Annotated in this window: 13 protein-coding genes; 8 read left to right on the top strand and 5 right to left on the bottom strand. The window is 67.5% G+C overall.

Going from position 1 to position 19,451, the window contains the following annotated elements:
• Positions 1-119: 119 nt before the first annotated feature.
• The 4 genes from ACX114_RS17145 to ACX114_RS17130 all read left to right on the top strand — a co-directional run bounded on the left by ACX114_RS17145 (position 120) and on the right by ACX114_RS17130 (position 4,689).
• Positions 120-1,370, top strand: a complete 1,251-nt coding sequence (locus ACX114_RS17145) for a putative DNA modification/repair radical SAM protein (protein ID WP_459299168.1) — start codon at positions 120-122, stop codon at positions 1,368-1,370.
• Positions 1,370-2,773: a UdgX family uracil-DNA binding protein gene (locus ACX114_RS17140; RefSeq protein WP_459299167.1), complete on the top strand. Its 1,404-nt coding sequence runs from the start codon at positions 1,370-1,372 to the stop codon at positions 2,771-2,773. Before ACX114_RS17145 ends, ACX114_RS17140 begins: the two co-directional genes overlap by 1 nt.
• A gap of 241 nt (positions 2,774-3,014) precedes the next feature.
• On the top strand, positions 3,015-3,929 hold the full coding sequence (locus ACX114_RS17135; protein WP_459299166.1) for a DUF6310 domain-containing protein: 915 nt from the start codon (positions 3,015-3,017) through the stop codon (positions 3,927-3,929).
• Position 3,930: 1 nt separating this feature from the next.
• On the top strand, positions 3,931-4,689 hold the full coding sequence (locus ACX114_RS17130) for a DUF5953 family protein (RefSeq protein ID WP_459299165.1): 759 nt from the start codon (positions 3,931-3,933) through the stop codon (positions 4,687-4,689).
• Positions 4,690-4,791: 102 nt separating this feature from the next.
• On the opposite strand, the gene ACX114_RS17125 is transcribed toward ACX114_RS17130, so the two are convergent.
• Entirely contained in the window at positions 4,792-6,147 is a 1,356-nt protein-coding gene (locus ACX114_RS17125) for a hypothetical protein (protein WP_459299164.1), read from the bottom strand.
• Between ACX114_RS17125 and ACX114_RS17120 the strand changes: the two genes are divergently transcribed.
• Positions 6,125-6,466 (top strand): hypothetical protein, encoded by a 342-nt coding sequence (locus ACX114_RS17120; RefSeq protein ID WP_459299163.1) that lies wholly within the window; start codon positions 6,125-6,127, stop codon positions 6,464-6,466. The genes ACX114_RS17125 and ACX114_RS17120 overlap by 23 nt on opposite strands.
• A 140-nt stretch (positions 6,467-6,606) precedes the next feature.
• Here ACX114_RS17120 and ACX114_RS17115 read toward each other — a convergent pair whose 3' ends face one another.
• Complete coding sequence (locus ACX114_RS17115; protein WP_459299162.1) at positions 6,607-7,035, bottom strand: hypothetical protein; 429 nt, start codon at positions 7,033-7,035, stop codon at positions 6,607-6,609.
• A 68-nt stretch (positions 7,036-7,103) separates the two neighbouring features.
• Positions 7,104-7,916, bottom strand: a complete 813-nt coding sequence (locus tag ACX114_RS17110; protein ID WP_459299161.1) for a class I SAM-dependent methyltransferase — start codon at positions 7,914-7,916, stop codon at positions 7,104-7,106.
• A gap of 198 nt (positions 7,917-8,114) precedes the next feature.
• Between ACX114_RS17110 and ACX114_RS17105 the strand changes: the two genes are divergently transcribed.
• Positions 8,115-9,641 carry an FG-GAP-like repeat-containing protein gene (locus tag ACX114_RS17105; protein WP_459299160.1) on the top strand — a complete coding sequence of 509 codons (1,527 nt, stop codon included), beginning with the start codon at positions 8,115-8,117 and terminating at the stop codon, positions 9,639-9,641.
• Between the two features lie 4 nt (positions 9,642-9,645).
• Here the strand turns inward: ACX114_RS17105 and ACX114_RS17100 are convergent, their stop codons facing one another.
• A complete protein-coding gene (locus tag ACX114_RS17100) occupies positions 9,646-10,197 on the bottom strand; it encodes a hypothetical protein (protein WP_459299159.1) in 552 nt (183 codons plus the stop codon).
• A gap of 121 nt (positions 10,198-10,318) precedes the next feature.
• Here ACX114_RS17100 and ACX114_RS17095 point away from each other — a divergent pair, with 121 nt between their 5' ends.
• Complete coding sequence (locus tag ACX114_RS17095) at positions 10,319-14,476, top strand: NACHT domain-containing protein (RefSeq protein WP_459299158.1); 4,158 nt, start codon at positions 10,319-10,321, stop codon at positions 14,474-14,476.
• Between the two features lie 31 nt (positions 14,477-14,507).
• Here ACX114_RS17095 and ACX114_RS17090 read toward each other — a convergent pair whose 3' ends face one another.
• Positions 14,508-15,167 carry a hypothetical protein gene (locus tag ACX114_RS17090; RefSeq protein WP_459299157.1) on the bottom strand — a complete coding sequence of 220 codons (660 nt, stop codon included), beginning with the start codon at positions 15,165-15,167 and terminating at the stop codon, positions 14,508-14,510.
• 143 nt (positions 15,168-15,310) lie between these two features.
• Here ACX114_RS17090 and ACX114_RS17085 point away from each other — a divergent pair, with 143 nt between their 5' ends.
• A complete protein-coding gene (locus ACX114_RS17085) occupies positions 15,311-19,438 on the top strand; it encodes an MG2 domain-containing protein (RefSeq protein ID WP_459299156.1) in 4,128 nt (1,375 codons plus the stop codon).
• The last annotated feature ends 13 nt before the right edge of the window (positions 19,439-19,451 follow it).

Genomic DNA, 19,451 nt, shown 5'->3' with positions numbered 1-19,451 from the left:
AGACACGCGACGGGCGAAAAAGGATACGTCGGGCCAGCAGAGAAAAAGAGCCCTCGCCTCCTTGCCTGCCCCTACCCCTCAGGGCGTGCGCGTCAGGGGCGATTGCTAGGGTTGTCTCCATGGACGTGCGCAAGAAGCTGGAGATCCTCGCCGATGCCGCGAAGTACGACGCCTCGTGTTCGAGCAGCGGCGGCAAGCGCAAGGCGGACAAGGAGGGGCTCGGCAGCGTCGAGGGCATGGGAATCTGTCACAGCTACACGCCGGACGGACGGTGTGTGTCGCTGCTCAAGATCCTGCTCACCAATTTCTGCATCTACGACTGCCAGTACTGCATCAACCGCATCTCCAGTGACACCGCCCGGGCGCGCTTCACGCCCGCGGAGGTGGTGCGGCTCACGCTCGACTTCTACAAGCGCAACTACATCGAGGGCCTGTTCCTGAGCTCCGGCGTCATCAAGAGCCCGGACTACACGATGGAGCAGCTCATCGAGGTGGCGCGCACGCTGCGCGAGGAGCACGGCTTCCAGGGCTACATCCACCTCAAGGCGGTGCCGGGCGCGTCCCGGGAGCTCATCGACGCGGCGGGCCTGTACGCGGACCGCCTGAGCGCCAACATCGAGCTGCCGACGGACGGCGACCTGAAGAAGCTCGCGCCGGAGAAGAGCTTCGCCGTCACCGGCGGGACGATGAAGGAGATCTCCGCCCGCGTGGAGCAATCCAAGGCCGAGCGCCAGGAGAGCCCCAAGGCGCCGAAGTTCGCCCCCGCGGGCCAGAGCACGCAGATGATCGTCGGCGCCACGTCCACGCCGGACGCGGCCATCCTCGACACCGCGAACCGCCTCTACACGCGCTTCAAGCTCAAGCGCGTGTACTACTCGGGCTACAGCCCCATCCCGCTCGTCGACGCCCGCCTGCCCGCGAAGTCTCCGCCGCTCGTGCGCGAGCACCGGCTGTATCAGGCGGACTGGCTCCTGCGCTTCTACGGCTTTCGCGTGGACGAGCTCGCGCCGCCCGAACAGCCGGACCTGTCCCTGGATCTGGACCCGAAGCTCGCGTGGGCGTTGCGCCGGCGTGAGTTGTTCCCCGTGGACGTGAACCGCGCCCCGCGCGAGTCCCTGCTGCGAGTGCCGGGCATGGGCGTGCGCACGGTGGACCGGCTCCTCCGCATCCGCCGCTGGCACCGCGTCACGCTCGCGGACCTGGCGCGGCTGCGCGTGCCGCTGGCGCGCATGAAGCCCTTCATCGTGACGGCGGACCACCGGCCCACGGGGCTCATCGACTCCGCCCGGCTCACCGAGCGGGTGACGCCTCCCGCCACCCAGCTCTCCCTGTTCACCTCCGCGCGGGAAGCGCTCACCGGAGAGCTCTGATGCGGGTGGAGGTGGGGCCGGAGCTGGATTCGTTCCGAACCGCCGCGCGCGGCCTGCTCGCCCGGGGCGTGTCCCCGGAACAGGTGCTGTTCACGGAAGAAGGGCGCGGACAGGGCTCACTGCTCGCGCCAGACGTGGTTCCCGCGAGCACGCCAGGAGCCGCGCTGTCGGTGCCTCCGGCGTTCCTGGAGCTGGCGGAAGAAGTGGCGTACCACCGCTCGCCCGAGCGCTGGGGACTGCTCTACCGGGTGCTGTGGCGGCTGACGCACGGGGAGCGAAAGCTGCTGGAGGTGGAGAGCGACGCGGACGTGTACCGCGTGCTCTCGCTGGCCAAGGCCGTCAAGCGCGACGCGCACAAGATGAAGGCCTTCGTGCGCTTCCGGCGGGTGGAGCGTGAGGGCGAGGAGTTCTTCATCGCGTGGCACCGGCCCGAGCACCTCATCGTGCGCCACGTGGCGCCCTTCTTCGCGAGGCGCTTCCCTTCCATGCGTTGGAGCATCCTCACGCCGGACGCTAGCGTGTCCTGGGACCTGGAGCAGCTCACGTACGGGCCCGGAGTCCCGCGCTCGCAAGCCCCTGAGGGGGATGCGCTGGAGGAGATGTGGGGGACGTACTACGCGTCGACCTTCAATCCGGCGCGGCTCAACGTGAGGGCCATGCGCGCGGAGATGCCCAAGAAGCACTGGGCCACGCTGCCGGAGACGAGGCTCATTCCGGAGTTGGTGCGACAGGCGCCCGGGCGCACCTCGCGCATGGTGAGCCCGAAGCTGGAGCTCTCCGAGTCCAGCCGCTTCCTACCGGAGCACCAGGACCTCGCCTCGCTCGCCCACGCGGCCCAAGGCTGCCGGGCCTGTCCGCTGCACGAACGGGCCACGCGCACGGTGTTCGGCGAGGGGCCGGCGGGAGCACGGTTGATGCTCGTGGGCGAGCAACCCGGAGACATGGAGGACCGGGAGGGCAGGCCCTTCATTGGTCCGGCGGGCCAACTTCTCGACACGGTGCTCGCGCAGGTGGGCCTGGACCGGGAGCAGCTCTACGTCACCAACGCGGTGAAGCACTTCGGATGGGTGGAGGGTGAGGAGAAGCAGCGCCTGCACGCGAAGCCCGGACGGAACGAGGTGCTCGCGTGCAAGGGGTGGCTGGACGCAGAGGTGGCGCAGGTGAAGCCGAAGATGATCCTCTGCCTCGGTGCCACGGCGGCGCAGTCCTTCCTGGGGCCGGGCTTCCGCATCAACCTCAGCCGGGGGCAGATTTTCGAAACGCCGTGGGCGAAGGCATGGATGGCGACCTTCCATCCCTCGGCGCTCCTGCGCATGCCGGACGAGCGGGCGCGGGCCCAGGCGCGCCTCCACTTCGAAGAGGACCTGCGCCGGGCGGCGGATACGCTGCGCACGCTCGGGTGAAGGCGCGGGTCTGACTCCTGCTGCGGCATGTGCCCTCAATGTGCCCCTCCGGCGTCGGATGAAAACGAGGCACGAGCCTGGCGAACTGCTGAACCGCGCTCTCCGGGCTCCTGGTCTGGAATGACTTCGACCTCGGCAAACTTGATCTTCGCCTTGCTGCGCCTTTGAACCGTTGCTGACATGCTTCACATGCGGCCAGCCTTGACCCGCGGTTCGCTGGATTGAAGGAAAGGACGAAGCAATGCGACTCCGTGCCTGCGCCGCACTCCTGCTCTTTCTCGCGGCTTGCGCTACTTCGGCACCGGGCCCAGCAAAGCGCGCGTCCCGGAACCCGAGGATCGCCAATCTCCAGCGTGCGGCGGCACTGCCGTGGACTGATGGGGGACGGTGCGTGGTCCGCGAAGCGTCACAGTCTTGGCCGGTTCTGGTGGAGAGGTGCTATCGAGCCCTTGACCATGACCGGATCGAGTTCCACGACACCACGGGAAGATGCGCGGTCGCGTCCGCTGATGCCGCTGCCGTGGGAATCGGGCTCTGCATGTTGGCGGCTCCTGAGATTGCCGTGGGAGCCGTGATCGTGCTTGGCGTGGTAGTGGTCGGCTTCGCCATCAAGGAAGCGCTGGACGCATATGAACTCCGCCAGGCCTACCCTGAAGAGGCTGGGACCTCACAAGGAACGAAGGTGGCATCCCGGGAAGCTGAAGCCCAACGCAAGCCCAAGCTGAAGCCCGAGCCAGCGGGGCAGGATTGGTTCCCTCCGGTCCCGCCCGAATCACCGGACCGCGAGCGCAGTCCTGAGTGCAGGCCCGTCCCGGTGCGACATTTGGGCGGCAACGGCCCACACAACGAATGCGCTGACAAAATCCCCAATAACAGCTTTCCTGGCTGGGATGTACTCGTCAATGGGAAGAACTTCGACGGGCTGGCGCTCACCAATCGCACGCTGTGGGATGTCAAGACGGATGACTTTGAAAAACAGCCACCGCGCTCTCAAAGATTCTTTGTCAGGATGAAGCTACCTGAGCTGAGGCGCGAGGCCAGGATCGCAAGGGACTGCGGGTACAACTTCGTTATTGGAGTGCGAAGCGCCGCGCATAAAGCCGTGCTGTTCGACGAAGATCCCACCCTGAAAGTTGTCATCATGGACTGGTGTTGAAATGACGGCTGCTCACAGAACCCTCATCGTCATCGCCCACGCGCCTGCGCTCCAGGACAATGACGACCGCCCGACTGCGGTTGTCCATGCAATGGAACGTGCGCTGCCCGGCTTACGCCTGGGGTGGACGATGTCGGAAAAGGGGGACTTCGTCGCACTGCCTCAACGCGACGAGTGGGTAGTGGCCAATATGAAAAACGGCGGTTTCCCGTTCCTCTGCAACGATGATGACAACCAGTTCGTGACGGTGGCCGGCCTGGAAAACCCAAACGGTCTTGCCGCAGGGGGCCCGTCGCATTTTGAAATCCATGCGGACCTGCCACTCGACGCAGTCGGCATCGCTGCGGCTGTCGATGTGCTTGCAGGTGTAGCGGAGGGCGCTCGTGCGGTATGGGGGCATGCGACGCCAAGCGGTTACGGCGGGATCGTGGCGCAACAGTTCCGCCATCCCGGCGATGAGCTGCACATCCCGCCTCATGGCCTGCCGTCGCTCAAGCTCCCATGGGACAGGTCCACGCCTGAGGTTCCCCACTTCCTCGGGTGGCTGAACTACTGGTCTGCCGCTGCCGCACGGGCCATCAGGTTCCCAGACCTGGCTCGGGACGCGAGCCTGCTTTCACGGGCGCGGCGCACGGCAACGGGCGGGTGGGTCGTGCAGCTCACCGACGCGCCACTCGATCTGGACAACCCCGCCCACCTGGACACGCTCAAGCGGACCTACGAAAGGTTCCCGGAGATCGGCGGACGTGCAGCGCCTTGAGCACAGGCCCAACAGGCGACAAGGACACGTGCTGGTCAGGGCCTGCCTCATGCAACCCGCTTTATCGGGACCGGACTACAGTGAGAGAGCCGCCACCCCTCTTCAATGCCGGGTGAAAATCCGGTGGAGCCGGTACTTGCCCTTCAGCGCCTGCGTGTCGCCACAGACCGGGCACTGGAACTGGACTGCGTGGGGACTGGGCTTCGGAGCCGCCGCGGGATCAGCCAATGCCACCCCCGGCAATGCTCCACGTGCCTTCGTGGCTTCCCTCCAGGCCAGGTCGCTGACGATCTGATCCGCGATTCTCAGCGTCTTTCCCAACTGGACGGTGCCCATGGCCCCCGCGGTCTGACGATGGAAGAGGTCGCGCCCCACCTCCGCGTTGCGCATGGCCTGGCTCTCGGCGCCTGCGATCTGGGTCGCGGGACCGACGGCAAAAGTGGCATTGCGGACCGCGCCCGGGCCAGCGCTGAGCAGCTCGGTCAGCCTCGCGACGATGTCTCCCACCTCGCCATTGCCGTTGTTCCGGTCAGAAGCGATGACCGCCAGGTTGGCGAGGCTCAAGCCGCTGTTACCGCCGGGACCAGCCTGCTGCTGGAGCCGGTCGACCTCGGGATCACGCCTTGCCGCCCCGGCGATGTCCCAACACAGTCCTCCCCCCGTGGGCTCCTCCCCCGAGTGGTAGGCGATATCGAAGGTTCCACTCCGCCCTCCGACGATCACGACATCGCGTCCCAGTTGCCGCATCCGCGCCTTGAGGGCGGCCCAGAAGTAGGCGCGCTGTCGATCGGTGCGAGCATGATTCGCGTAGAGGTCGATGTGATTCGCGCCACCTCCCACCGGAGGGCGCCCGAAGGTCACCAGCCGTCGAGCGCCACGGGCGCCGTCGACCGCGTTGAGCCGGGCCGCGGTGGTGTTGTGCTGGCAGTTGTAGTCCTCGACGCGGTTGGCCAGCAGGATGTAGCCCGCATGGGTGCTCAGGCAGCCAGGATTCTGGGTCAAGGCCTGGATCGCGCCATCAATGGCGACCCGCTCCGCGTTCCCCAGGTTCTGCGTCAGGCTCTGGCTGAACAACTCACAAGCGACGTCCGCGTCCGAGCGCTGCTCATCCAACGCCTGCTCACGCGCGGCCTCGAAGACCCGGCGCGAGGTGCTCAAGCAGCTTTCGACATTGACTCCCCCGGGGAGGGACGCGCGGGTGATGTGGACGGGATGCCAATGCGTTGCCTTGGAGCCTCGCGCCCAGTCCGGAGGGTGCTGGGGCGGCGTGGGTCCGGTGACGAGGATGGTCCGCCCGCCCAGGCCTTCGTCGACCAGCTGTTCAATCATGGCGGAGCAGACCCGCAGATGCTTCTCGGTCGGCCCGATGCGGATCGCCACCGCGAGGTCGAGGCAGACCCGCATGGCGACGATGAGCCAACACAGGTCGCCGGTCATGTCGCTGTTGATCGCGATCACGCTCGACGTGTGGAGCGGCATGGCGCCCAACCGCGCCGTGGGCGTCGCGGTGGGCAGTCCATGGGCCGCGCTCTCCGCCCGGCGGACGCTCTCCGCCAGCTCCGCGAAGACCCGTCCGGACGCGACCGTATCGCGGGTCAGCCAGACGCCCAGCGTGTTGAAGCGCGCCCTGGGGTCGACGCCAGGAGGCCGCGCGGGAGCCCCCGGCGCGGAGTCACGCGGATCAATGGCGATGGCCCAGTCCTTCGCGGTGAGCCGGGTGGGCGCGGGGCCCCCTGGCGCTCCTCCCGTGCGGACGCCACCGACCGCCGCGATGTGATTGTTGGCCGCGGCGGTCCCCACACCGTTGGTCCAGGTGTATTCGATGGGATTGGTTCCAGGAACGGGCGTGAACGGCATCGAACCTCCAGCGTAGGGAGCGACGGATGCGGCGCCGGAGTATAGACGGGAATGGACGGCTCAGCCGCGACGTAGCAGGTCGGCTCGCATCGCCTCCACCGCGTCCTTGGCTTCCTTCAGGCCCACGCCGTGCTGATTGCGGTAGAGCTTGATGGCCTCGATGAGGTTGTTGCTTCGAACGGCGCGCTCGATGGCGTCGTTCGCTTCGGGGCCGGACAACTCACGACGTTCCAGGGACTCCATGGGTGCCCGGCCATCGCGCATCGCCTCCACCGCGTCCTTGGCCTCCTTCAGGCCGCAGCCATGAAGCTCCCGGTAGAGCTTGATGGCGTTGATCATCTGCCCGGACTCGATCAACTCCGCGAGGCTCCGCCGCCCTTCCTCCGGGGACCGGTAGGGAGGTGGCTCCGAGGGCTGATCACGAGTGGAGGAGCGCAACCAGAGGCCGATGAGGGCCCCCATGAACACCGCGATCACCAGCAGAACCAAGAATGAAGAGGACATCTCCCGAGCATACAGACGCAGTGGACTTCCAGGAGCCCCAAGAGGAGTAACGCCTACCCGGGCACCACCCTCGCCCAGGCGCCGAAGGCCAGCTCCCCGATGTAGGTCGCCCCTGCTTTCACGCGCTCCTCCGTGAGCCGCTGGTCGAGCGTGTCCACATCGAGCTCCGCCTCCGTTGCCACACCGTGCTTCACGATTCGGGGCACCATGGCGCGGACGATGGCCCCCGTGGGATGTGCCTGCGTCGGCGTCTGCACGACGGCCACCGCCCGGACCTGCTCGACCGTGAGTCCCGCCTTCGTGAAGACCGACGCCAGGTCGAAGCCCATGTGGATGTTCGCCCCTTCGCGCTCCACCGTGCGCCAGATCCACTCACGCACCTTCGCGTGAAGCGGCAGGGGCATGAGGCTCGCCGGTCCCACCGTCGAGTCGTGCTCCTGGAAGACCACCAACCCACCGGGCTTCACGGCCCTCGCGAGCCGCCGCACGGCTTCAACGGCGTCCGCCTGGTACATGAGCACCCGCCGTCCCACGACCGCATCGAACAGGCCCTGCTCTCTCGCAATCGCATGGAGGTCTCCCTCCACGAACGTGACGTTCGACAGGCCCTGCTCCCGTGCCCTCACGCGGGCCTGTTCAAGCGCCCCGGCATCGCGGTCCACGCCGACGACCTGCCCCCGCGCGCCCACCTGGCTCGCGGCCATGAAGGTCACGTCGCCCCTTCCACAGCCCACATCGAGCACCCGCATTCCCGCCCTGATGCCCGCGTCCGCGAGCAGGCGTTCCGTCATCGTCGCCACAGTGTCCATGCGTCCGACGGTAGGCAGCTCGCGCTGCCCCCGGAAGGGCGCGGCTTCGGATGGCATCGGCGGATCTTTCGATGCGTGGGCCGCGCCTTGTTCATGGACTTGAGACCCGGGGATTGGACTCACGAACAATGACAGTCAGGAGCCTCGCCCTGGAGGACATCCGGATCGCGCTTCGAGACAGGCGCTCGTGTGGGACGCGAGGCACACGTTGGGACGCGCAATTTGGCTGTGACCTCAATCGCTCCAGGACGTGCCATGACCTTCCGAAATCCGAAGCGCACCCGCTCCTCCGGTCTCATCATTCTCGGGCTGCTCGGCTTCGCCGCGCCCGCATGGGCGGTGACGCCCGCCACCTTCGCGGCCCCGGTGGAATCCTCCACGGGGCCGGGCCCCCGCTACGTGGCGGCCGCTGACTTCAACGAGGACGGCGTCCCCGACGTCGCCATCGTGAACAGCGCCAACCGCACCGTCGCCATCCAGCTCGGCTCCAGGACGGGGATGCTCGCCACGCCGAGGACGGTTCCCCTGCCCGCGGGTATCACCACGCCCGTCCGCGTCGCCGGCATCTCGGACTTCAACTCCGATGGCAATCCTGACGTCGCCGTCGTGGGCAACAACGTCGTCGCCACGTTCCATGGCGACGGCGCGGGCGGCTTCCTGAACACACCGCCCGGCCTGGCCCAGCTCCCGAGCGAACCAGCGGCCTTTCGTGGACTCGCCGTCGCCAACCTCGTGGAGAGCACCCCGACGCCGGAGCTGATCACGTTCTCCCCCACGAACCAGTTCGTCTTCATCGTCACGGCCCCCGGCACCCAGCTCCCCACCGAACGCCCGGTGCTCCTGTCCCCCAACACGCTGGACGTCGCCATGGCGGACGTCACGGGTGACAGCCACGTCGACATCGTCGGCCTGAACGCCGCGGGCGTCATGGCCATCCAGGCAGGCGATGGCACCGGGAGGTTCCCCTCGCTCGTGAACTCCACCGCGCCCAACCTCGCGGCCCGGCTCATGCTTGGAGACGCCACCGGCGACGGACTCAAGGACCTCATCGTGGCGGGCAACCAGTACGTGTCCGTCACGCCCAGCACGGGTGACAACACCTACGGCTCGTTCATCCGCTCCAGCACCGCCGTCAACGCCAGGGACCTCGCCCTCGCGGACTTCAACCTGGACGGTAAGCTCGACGTGGCGGTGTCCTCCGTCACCGGGCCGGACGTCACCGTGCTCCTCAACCAGGGCGATGGAAGCTTCGCCCAGCCCATCGTCCTCTCCACCCTCAGCCCGGCCTCCGACCTCGACGTCGCGGACTGGAACGGAGATGGCCGGCCGGACATCGTCGTGACCCAGGAGCTGGCCAACACCGTCGTCGTTTTCCTCAACACCACGGGAGTCGTCGCGGACGTCGCCGTGCAGCTCAATGCGCGGCCCACGAAGTGCAACCGCACCCCGTGCCTCCGCTACGACGTGACCGTGACGAACAACGGCCCCGAGCCGCTCGACAGGGCCACCATCACCGCGTCACTGCCCGCCCCGCTGACCGCCTCGACCGGCGGCGATTGCACGCCGGGCACGCGAAGCGCCACCTGCGGCTTTGGCGCCGTCGCGCCGGGGGCCACCCAGCGCCGGTCCTTCACCGTCCCGCTGAACCTGTTCACCCTCGGCCTGCCCTACACCGTCACGGCCCGCCGCACGGCCAGCGCGCCCATGGACCCCAACCCGACCAACGATTCGGACTCGAGCCGCTGCATCGTTGTCGGTCCGCTCCTGGTCCTCTGCGACTGAAGCGTCACTCCGGATAGGAGCCCTTCGCGCGCTCCTTGCGCTCCTGCTCCTGGCGCTTCTGCTCATTCAGCTGCTGGTCCATCCCCCTGGCGCTCTCGCGCCGCTCGCGAAGCATCTCGGGGTAGCTCGCGGCGATGAGGGGGGCGAAGTGCTCGAGGGCTTCCTTGAGGTCGGGGAACGGAACCTCCTTCTTCTCGACCAGGATCTCCCATGGCTCCGTCATGGATCCACGGGTCATCTCGAAGCCGACCCCCTTGGCCGCCCAGGTTGTCGGGACATCGATGACCACGCCGATGTATTCACCCCGCGTGCACGTCTGGAGGAAGACCGCGTCCGGATGCTGGCGCTGGCCTCTTTTGTTGCGCCGCCGGTAGGTGAGTGAACAGGCCTCGAGCGGCCGGAGCTGCTCCTGGACCCGGGCCAGCTCAGGGAGTCCTCCCACGTCCGAGGTCGTCAGGAAGCCTCCCTTCTGGAAACCGATGAGCAACACGCCCAGGACAATGCCGAGGGCGATCATGGAGCAGGTGATGATGAGGACCTTCGTGCTGGAGTTCATGTTCTTCACAGGCCGGGGTCATACCCCAGCCTGCCCGTCCGCGGCTCCGCTTCGCAGGGGGTCTGAATCAACGCCTCTCGCTGGGCTATGATGGCTCGCTCTTCCTTTCGGGCGGGGCGTGGTGAATCCATCCATTCCGTGGCAGCGCTTCTGGATCGCTCGTGGCGAAACCCCACCGCTTTCGGATGAGGGCTACCTGCTCGAAAGGGAGAGCACGTCCTCGAAGCTCGTCTCATTGCCAGCACTGCTCTCCACGCACTGCGTGGCACTGCTCGGCGAGCCGGGCATGGGCAAGACCACCACCCTCCAACAGGAGCGGCAGGCCATCCAGAAACACTGCGCTCGCGTGGGCGCGCAGCTTCTCTGGCATGACCTGGCCGCGTTCGGGGATGAGGGGCGACTGGCGCGGGCTCTCTTCGAAGGAGAAGCCATCACGAAGTGGAAGACCGGGGATGCTCCGCTCTACATCGTCCTGGACAGCTTCGATGAATGCCACCTGCGCATCGAGACGCTGAGCAAGGTGATCCTCCATGAGCTTCGCCACCTCCCCATCGAGCGACTGTTTCTCTTCATCGCCTGCCGTCCCGCCCACTGGCCGCGCAGCTTTGAAAAGAGCTTGAGCGAGCTGTGGAAGGACCGAGGGTTCGCGGCGGTCGAGCTCGCGCCTCTTCGCAAACAGGATGTCGAGCAACTGGCCCAGGCGTGGCGAGTGGATGCTGCGACGTTCCTCAGGGAAGTGGCCCAGCGAAACGCCACGGCGCTCGCCCTCCGCCCGGTGACCCTCCAATTCCTGCTGCGAGCGTTCCAGCAGGGACGGTTCCCGGCCGATCGGTGGACCCTCTATCTGGAAGGCTGCGGCCTGTTGGCACAGGAGAACGATGAATCCCGCGCTGAATCCGGACAGCGGGGCCGCCTGGGTCCAGATGCCCGGCTGGCCGTTGCCTCGCGACTCGCGGCGCTGACGCTGCTGTCGAACAAGGATGTCATCTTGCTTGGCCCGCCGGATCCCGATGCGGAGCTCCCCCACGGCGTCCGGCTTGAAGAGGTGACGGGCGGCGAAGAGGAAGAAGGCCATGGACTGCGCGTGTCCATCACGGAGGAGGCCCTCCAGGAGACGCTGCGCACCGGGCTGTTCGGCACCAAGGGACCCCGGCTCGCGGGCTGGGCCCACCGGACCTATGCGGAGTTCCTGGCGGCCCGCTTCCTGAAGCGGCGCAAGGTCCCGCGTGAACAGCTCGCGAGCCTCTTCTGGCATCCCGAGGACGCAGGCCAGCTCATCGTGCCGCAGCTCCAGGAAGTGGCCGCCTGGCTCGCCTCACAGGACGAGGGCTTCCGCGATTTTCTCCTGGAGACGGATCCCTGGGTCCTTCTGCGGAGTGACGCCCTCACGGCGAACCCCTTGCTCCGGGAGCGGCTCGTGGAGGCCCTCATGGGCACGCTCCAAAAGGGCACGTCCCTGGGAAACGACAGGGACACCCATCTCTCCATTCACAGGCTCGCGCATCCGGGGCTCGGGGCACAGCTCCGCCGCTATCTTCGTTCGCCCCCCGACGAGGCTCGCGTCCTCGCCTTCGCGTTGGACATCGTCGGTGCCTGCGGAGAGCGCTCGCTGGCCTCCGAATGCGCGGACATCGCGTTGGATGACAGGTTCGAGGTGGGTGAACGGCACCATGCCATCCGGGTCCTGGGCACGCTCAGGGACGAGGAGGCCTGGTCTCGGCTCCAGCCCCTGGCGTTCATGGAGGTGGATGAAGAATCCAAGGGGATCCTGCGAGAGGAAGCCCTCATCCTGCTCTGGCCCCGCGAGGTTTCCACCGGGCAGGTCATCGACATGGTTCGGGCTCGTCCCTGGAACTCCTATCTGGGGCATCCGTTCGTGGCGGCCTGGGAAAAACACCTTCCCATCGCGGACTTGACGCTGGCCCTGCGCAAGATCGCGGAACCTGCCATCGAGGGGGAGACAGGACTTTACAGTCTGCCCTTCAAGGAACTCTGTACGACCGTGCTCCAGAAGGCGTGGGGACACCTGGACGTGACCGGGGTCTTCGAGGCGTTTTGCTCCGCCGTATGGGCCCACGTGAAAAGAACGTGGGATGTTCTTCCGAATGCCAGGGAGGAAATCGGCCCTCTTGAAGGTTGGAACCTTCGCGGAGACGAAGAACGCTGGCGGCTCATCCGAGGACTTGCCACGACGCGACCCGCTCCCTGGGATCTCTTGCAACTGAAGGAAATCCGCCCTCCACTTCTCTTCGCGAGAGACTTTCATCCGCTCTTGCAGCGTGCCCGTGAGGCCTCGTCGTCAGAGGAGCAGCAATCCTGGGCCTGGCTGGCGGCTGAATTCTATTCAAGAGCGGACCCGACCCATGAAGCGGCAGTCAAAGAAGCCACTCAGCAGCACCCTTTGCTTGTCCGTGCATTCGCGGAGGTCCTGGACCGGGAAGCGAACGCACACACCAAGGTGGATCAACGCCCACAACAGTGCGAACAACTGCTGATTCGCATGGAAGGTGGGGATGTTCAATGCTGGCCTCAACTGGTCCGACTCCTGTCCGGTCCCAACGATACAAGTTTCGACCTCTTTGCTTCAGGTCATTACTGGAGCACCCTTCCAGAGGAACTCCAGCAGCGGATCACCGTCGCTGGAGCCAGCTATGTCAGACGCATTGCCCCGGCCAAGGAGCCCTGGCTCCTCAAGGGCGGACAGATTCCATGGGAAGCATGGAGCGGGTATACAGCCCTCATGCTTCTGGCCCGGAGGGCATCGGATGGGCTGGAAGACCTGCCCCCGTCCGTCTGGAGGAGTTGGGCCTCGTTGATCCTGGCTGCTCCCCACTTGGAATCGGACACGAACCACGAGCATCGCAAGCGTCTGGTGGGCCTGATCACGCAGCATGCACCCGCCACCGTGGAAGATCGGTTCCGGCGCAAACTGGTGGCCGAGGAGTCCGGCTCGGGAGTCCATCCGTTTCTCGAAGGCTTGATGCTGTGCTGGAATGAAGTCTTGATTTCCGTGGCGCTAGAAGTGTTCCGCCGTCCGTCCCTGCCAGAACTGCTCCGCCAACACTTGTTCTGGATATTGATAGAGCATGCGCCTTCCGAGGCTCAACCCTTCGCGAAGCAGCGTCTCACCGCGAAAAAAGGCGTCTCTCGAGAGCTCAAGCTCGAACTCGCCGCGACCCTTCTCTGGCGGGCTCCGAAGCTAACGTGGGAGTGGGTCTGGCCGATTCTCCAGCAGGATGTGGATTTCGGTCGCGCCGTACTTGAAACGCTCGCACAGTGGGGATTGGGTGCCTCCATCCTCTTCGGCCGCTATTCTCCAGCACAGCTCGCGGACCTCTATCTCTGGATTGAGCGGAATGGCGGAACTCGCGATCCTCAAGGTCCGAACCGACGTCTGACGGCGATGAACTCCAGCAAAGAGCTGCGCACTGCGCAGACCAGCATCTGGGGGTTCTTGTCCAGACAGTCCTCCCGGGACGCATGTCTGGCCCTTGAGCGGTTGAACCGTGAACTTCCCGGCCAGAGTTCGCTACGCACGGCGCTCATCCAGGTACAGGCGAACTTCCGCACGGAGAACTGGCAACCTCCCGGCCCGCGCCAACTGCTGACGCTGCTGGGCACACCCCAGGCACGCATCGTCCAGAGCGCGGCCCAGCTCATGGATGTCATCCTGGAGTCGCTCGGCCGGCTTCAGGCGGAGCTCCATGGAGAGACCCCCGCGCTCGAATTCCTCTGGAACGAATGGAAGGAAGAAGGTGAGCCGGTCCGATTCAGGCCGAAGAAGGAGAACCACCTCTCCGACTGGATCAAACGCCACCTCGCACAGGAGCTCGCGGGCCGGCGCATCGTCGTGAACCGCGAGGTGGAGATCCGTCCCACGGAGCCCCTGCGCCCCGGACAGCGCACGGACCTGCTCATCCAGGCATTTGCCTCCGGTCCGGATGGGCGCGAGGCCCCCATCAGCGTCATCATCGAGGTCAAGGGCTGCTGGAACCCTGACCTGTGGACGGCCATGCGCGAGCAGCTGGTGGATCGCTACCTCGCGGAGAACGCCTGTCAGCACGGCATCTACCTGGTCGGCTGGTATGCCTGCGCTCAGTGGGATGAGACGCGGGCACACCCCACCGAGGGACGTGCCATTCCCCAGGATCGCGCGCGGCAGTGGCTCCAGGAACAGGCGACGGAACTCTCCCGGGGGAACGTCCAGGTTCGCTCCTTCGTCCTGGACGCCGCATTCCGGGCAGAGCGGGAAGCGCCACCTCCGCGCAAACGCCGGTGAGACGCGCCAAGCGTCTACAAGCCGCGGTCAATCAGGGCGCGGTCCAGATGGCGGCGATGCCCTCGTTCACAGAGGCGCCGCCCGTGGTGTCGATGAAGATGGACCGGATGCGCCTGGTGGACTGGAAGCCCACGAACTCGAAGGCATTGGCCCCCGTATCGAGCACCGCGTCCTCGAAGACCTCCTGGGTGGCGTCCGTGAAGGTCAGGGTCACCTTGTGCAGAGCCCGGTTGTTCGTGAGCAGCTCCAGGCCCACGGCGGAGACGGGTCGCAGGAAGGCGATCTCGAAGTCGTCCTCACCGTTGGCGAGGATCGTGGGCTTCACCGGCAGCGGATTCGTGTTGTTGTGATTCCAGCCGGGCCCCACGAAGCAGATCCAGTGGGTGGCCCGAGGCGCCAGCACGTTGACGGTGGGCGCGATGGAACCCCACGGCAGGTCGATCCCCAACTGCGGCTGGATGCAGCTCGACGCAGCTCCTGAGGGATGATCGGGATACGCGTCGAACGCGTTCGCGGGGAACGTGAGCTGGGTGGCCCCGGTGGCCAGCGTGAAGTCCGCCTGCTGGGTGAAGACCTGGGCAAGGCCCGCTTGCTGCGTGCCGAGCACCGCCCCCTCTTCGTCCTGCATCGGGGCGCCGCACGACACCAGGACTCCACAGCCAAGGATCCACATCGACCTGAACATGTTCATCGCCGCTGCTCCTCTCGAAGTGTTTGAGCGTCCTGATTACATTGCTCGCACTCCGGGTGAAGTGACAAGATTGGATTGATGGGCCGGCGCTCATCGCCTCCGCGGGACAGAACTTCTGGCCGGGTCGTCCGTTGAATGCCGCCATGGCCCACCTCTTCCCATTTGCCCTGCGCGCGCTCCTGCCGCTGGGGGTCGCCGCGGTCTTCGTGATGGTGTCGCCCCGGGTCCAAGCGGCCCGGGCCACCACGCGCTCCCTGGGTGGCGAGAATCGCTACCTGACCCACGTCACCACCGACAAGCCGCTCTACCGCCCCGGAGAGCAGGTGCTGGTGCGCGGCCTGGTGCTGGAGGCCTTGAGCCGCAAGCCCTACGCAGGCTCGCTCCAGGCGCAGGTGGAGGTGCGCGGGCCCAAGGGGGATGTCGTCACCACCAGCACGGCTTCCACGGCGGACGCCGTCTGGGGCTACGCCTGGCCCATCCCCGCCGGCCAGCCCGGCGGCGAGTACACCCTGCGCGTCACCTACCCGTGGACCGGGGCGGCCCCCGCGGAGCGCAAGTTCGACGTGCGCGCCTACCGGGCCCCCCGGCTCAAGTCCCAGATTGAGTTCCTCCGGGAGGGCTACGGGCCGGGCGACACCGTCACCGCCACGCTGGACGTGAAGCGCGCGGAGGGCGGCGTGCCCGAGGGCGCGAAGGTGACCGCCAACGCGCTCGTGGATGGCGCCACCGTGGCGCAGGTGCCGTGCACGGTGGACGCGAAGGGACGCTGCACGGTGCGCTTCCCGCTGCCCGCGGCGATGGAGCGCGGCGAGGGCACGCTGGCCTTCACCATCGAGGATGGCGGCGTGGTGGAGTCCGCGGCGAAGACGATCCCCATCCTGCTCCAGACGCTGGACCTGGCCCTGTACCCGGAGGGCGGCGACCTGGTCGCGGGGCTCGCCTCGCGCGTCTACTTCGAGGCGCGCACGCCCGCGCGCAAGCCCGCGGACCTGGTGGGCCAGGTGGTGGAGGTGGACAGCGGCAAGGTGGTCGCCCACGTGCGCTCGGAGCACGAGGGCCGTGGCCGCTTCGAGCTGACGCCGCAAGCGGGCGTGCGGTACGCGCTGCGCATCGACTCACCGTCGGGCATCCGCAAGCGCTTCCCGCTGCCGGAGGTGAAGCCGAGGGGTGCCGTCATCCGCGTGCGCGAGGACGTGGTGCCCGCGGGCCGGCTGGTGCAGCTCGTCGTGGGCCTGAACAACGTCGGCCGCGCGACGGTGACGCTGAGCCAGCGCGAGGTGCGCGTCGCCTCCGCGGTGCTGGGGGACGTGAAGGGTGGGCCGGTGACGCTGGATCCGGGCGAGGCGGACGGCGTGCTCGTCGCCACGGTGTGGGACCACGACGGGCGGCCCCTCGCGGAGCGGCTGGTGTTCCGCCAGCCCTCGAAGGAGCTGACGGTGGAGCTGAAGGCGGACCGCACGCGCTACGTGCCCGGCGGCCCGGTGCGGCTCACGGCCCGGACGACGCGCGGCGGTCAGCCGGTCTCCGCGCTGGTGATGCTCACCGTGACGGATGACGCCGTGCTGGAGCTCCAGGAGAAGCGCGACCAGGCGCCGCGGCTCCCGGTCATGGTGCTGCTGGAGCCGGAGGTGAAGGAGCTGGCCGATGCGCAGCTCTACCTCGACGAGAAGAACCCGAAGTCGAAGCTGGCGGTGGATCTGCTGCTGGGGACGCAGGGCTGGCGGCGCTTCGCGCTGACCGACGCGCAGGGCTTCCTCGCCCGGCATGGTGACGCGGCGATGCGCGTGCTCGCGGTGCGCTGGCCTCGGGAGCCCGTCCGCAAGCCCCGGCCGTCGTCCATCAGCAAGGCCGGACGCGGCGCTGTCGAAGGGATGGCCCCGCCCATGATGGACCGGAACATGGATGACGAGGAGGAGGCCTTCGCGGGCCTGGCGGTGAACGAGGTCCTCCCCCAAATGGCCCCTGTCGCCGCCGCGGCTCCGGCGCCCATGCCCCCCGCGGAGGAGGCTCCCGCCCCTGTGCTCCAGGTCGCGAAGGAGGAAGAGGCGCCGAAGGTGCAGGGGTTCCTTCGCGCGAAGCGGGACATGCGCGGCGAGGACAAGCGGGCCGTCATCCAGGGGCAGCTCATCTACCTCCGCGAGTTCGCGCACACCGCGCGGCCGAACCGCAAGGCGGGAGACCGGGTCGACTTCGCGGAGACGCTCTACTGGAACGCCGGCGTGCGCACGGATGCCCGCACCGGCGAGGCGCGGGTGTCCTTCGCGATGAGCGACTCGGTGACGACGTTCAAGGCATTCGCGGGAGCGGTGGGCGGTGACGGCGCGCTCGGTTCGGCGGTGGCGGAGCTGGAGTCCGTACAGCCGTTCTACGCGGAGCCCAAGCTGCCGCTCGAGGTGACGTCGGGAGACGTGGTGCGGCTGCCGGTGGCGCTGGTGAACGGGACGGAGGCGCGGCTTCCGGGCGCGGGCGTGAAGGTGGAGCTGAAGGGAGACGTGAAGGTCTCCGGCGGTCCCACGCTGGACCTGGCGTCGCAGGCGCGGGGCCGGCAGCTCTTCTCCCTGGAGATTGGCCAGGAGGCCCGGCCGGTGGACGTGAAGCTCACCGCGAGCGCGGGCGAGTACACGGACGTCGTCACCCGCACGCTGTCCATCAAGCCCCGGGGCTTCCCGGGCCGCGTGTCCTTCGGCGGGCTCTTGTCCTCGAAGGGACCGGCGACGCACCGGGTGGTGCTGCCCCAGGGCCTGGTGCACGGCAGCGTGCGGACGTCCATCGCCGTGTACCCGGGCCCGCTGGCCAACATGACGGAGTCGCTGGCCCGCCTCATCCAGGAGCCCTCCGGTTGCTTCGAGCAGACCAGCTCCACGACGTACCCCATGACGATGGCGCAGCAGTACTTCCAGACACACACCGGCGTGAACCCGGAGCTGGTGGCGAGCGCGAAAGAGAAGCTGGAGCGCGGCTACCAGCGGCTGGTGGGCTACGAGACCTCCGAGAAGGGCTACGAGTGGTTCGGGCAGAACCCGGGCCATGAGGCGCTGACCGCGTTCGGCCTGCTGCACTTCACGGACATGCGCCAGGTGCGCGACGTGGACGCCGCGATGCTGGAGCGCACGCGCGAGTGGCTGCTCCAGCAACGGGACGGACAGGGCGGCTTCAACCGCAAGCGCCGCGCGCTGCACGTGTGGGTGGAGGACCCGGACACGTCGAACGCGTACATCGTCTGGACGCTGCTGGAGAGCGCGGGCCAGCCGGCCTCGCAGGCGAAGGAGCTGTCGCGCGAGGTGGCCTCGCTGAAGGCCGCCGCGGCGAAGAGCACCAACAGCTACGTGGTGGCCCTGGCGGCCAACGCGCTGGCGCTCGCCGGTGACACCGCCGAGGCCCGGAGGCTGATGGGCCGGCTCGCCTCCGCGCAGGGACAGGACGGCGTGGTGGGCGGCGCGACGCAGTCCATCGTGGGCAGCTCCGGCGAGACGCTGAACATCGAGACCACCGCGCTGGCCGCGCTGGCCTGGATGCGCGACCCCGCCTACGTGGGCAACGTGGAGCGCGCGATGAAGTTCGTCGCCGAATCCAGCGACGGAGGCCGCTACGGCGCGACGCAGAGCACGGTGCTCGCGCTGCGCGCCATCATCGCCTACGACAAGGCGCGCGCTTCCAAGCTCACGCCGGGGCAGGTGCGCGTCTACGTGGACGGCCGCCCGGTGGGTGAGCCGGTGCGCTTCGACGGCGCCTCCCAGGAGGCCCTCAAGCTGCCGGACGTAAGCGCGCTCCTGGGCGCGGGGGAGCGCCGCGTGGAGCTGCGGATGGAGGGCGGCGCGGAGCTGCCGTACTCGGTGGAGGTCACCTACAACACGGTGACGCCGGACAGCTCCAAGGACACGGCGGTGACGCTGGAGGTGGCGCTGGCGAAGACGGCCCTCACCGAGGGTGAGCCCACGGAGGCACGGGTGATGGTGGCCAACCGCACCGGCCAGCGGCTGCCCACGGCGGTGGCCATCTTCGGCGTGCCGGGCGGACTGGAGGTGCGGCACGACCAGCTCAAGGAGTTGGTGAAGCGCCAGGTGGTGGATGCGTACGAGGTGCTCGGGCGCGACGTCGTCCTGTACTGGCGTGGCATGGAGCCCCACAAGCGCATCGACGTGCCGCTGTCCCTGGTGGCCGCGGTGCCCGGCACCTACACGGGCCCGTCCAGCCGCGCGTACCTGTACTACGCGGACGAGCACAAGGTGTGGAGCGAGGGCGTGAAGGTCTCCATCGCACCGAAGCCGTAGTCGGACCGAATCG

The sequence above is a fragment of the Corallococcus sp. M7 genome (genome assembly GCF_054512695.1).
This window is presented reverse-complemented; position numbering and strand designations above follow the sequence as displayed.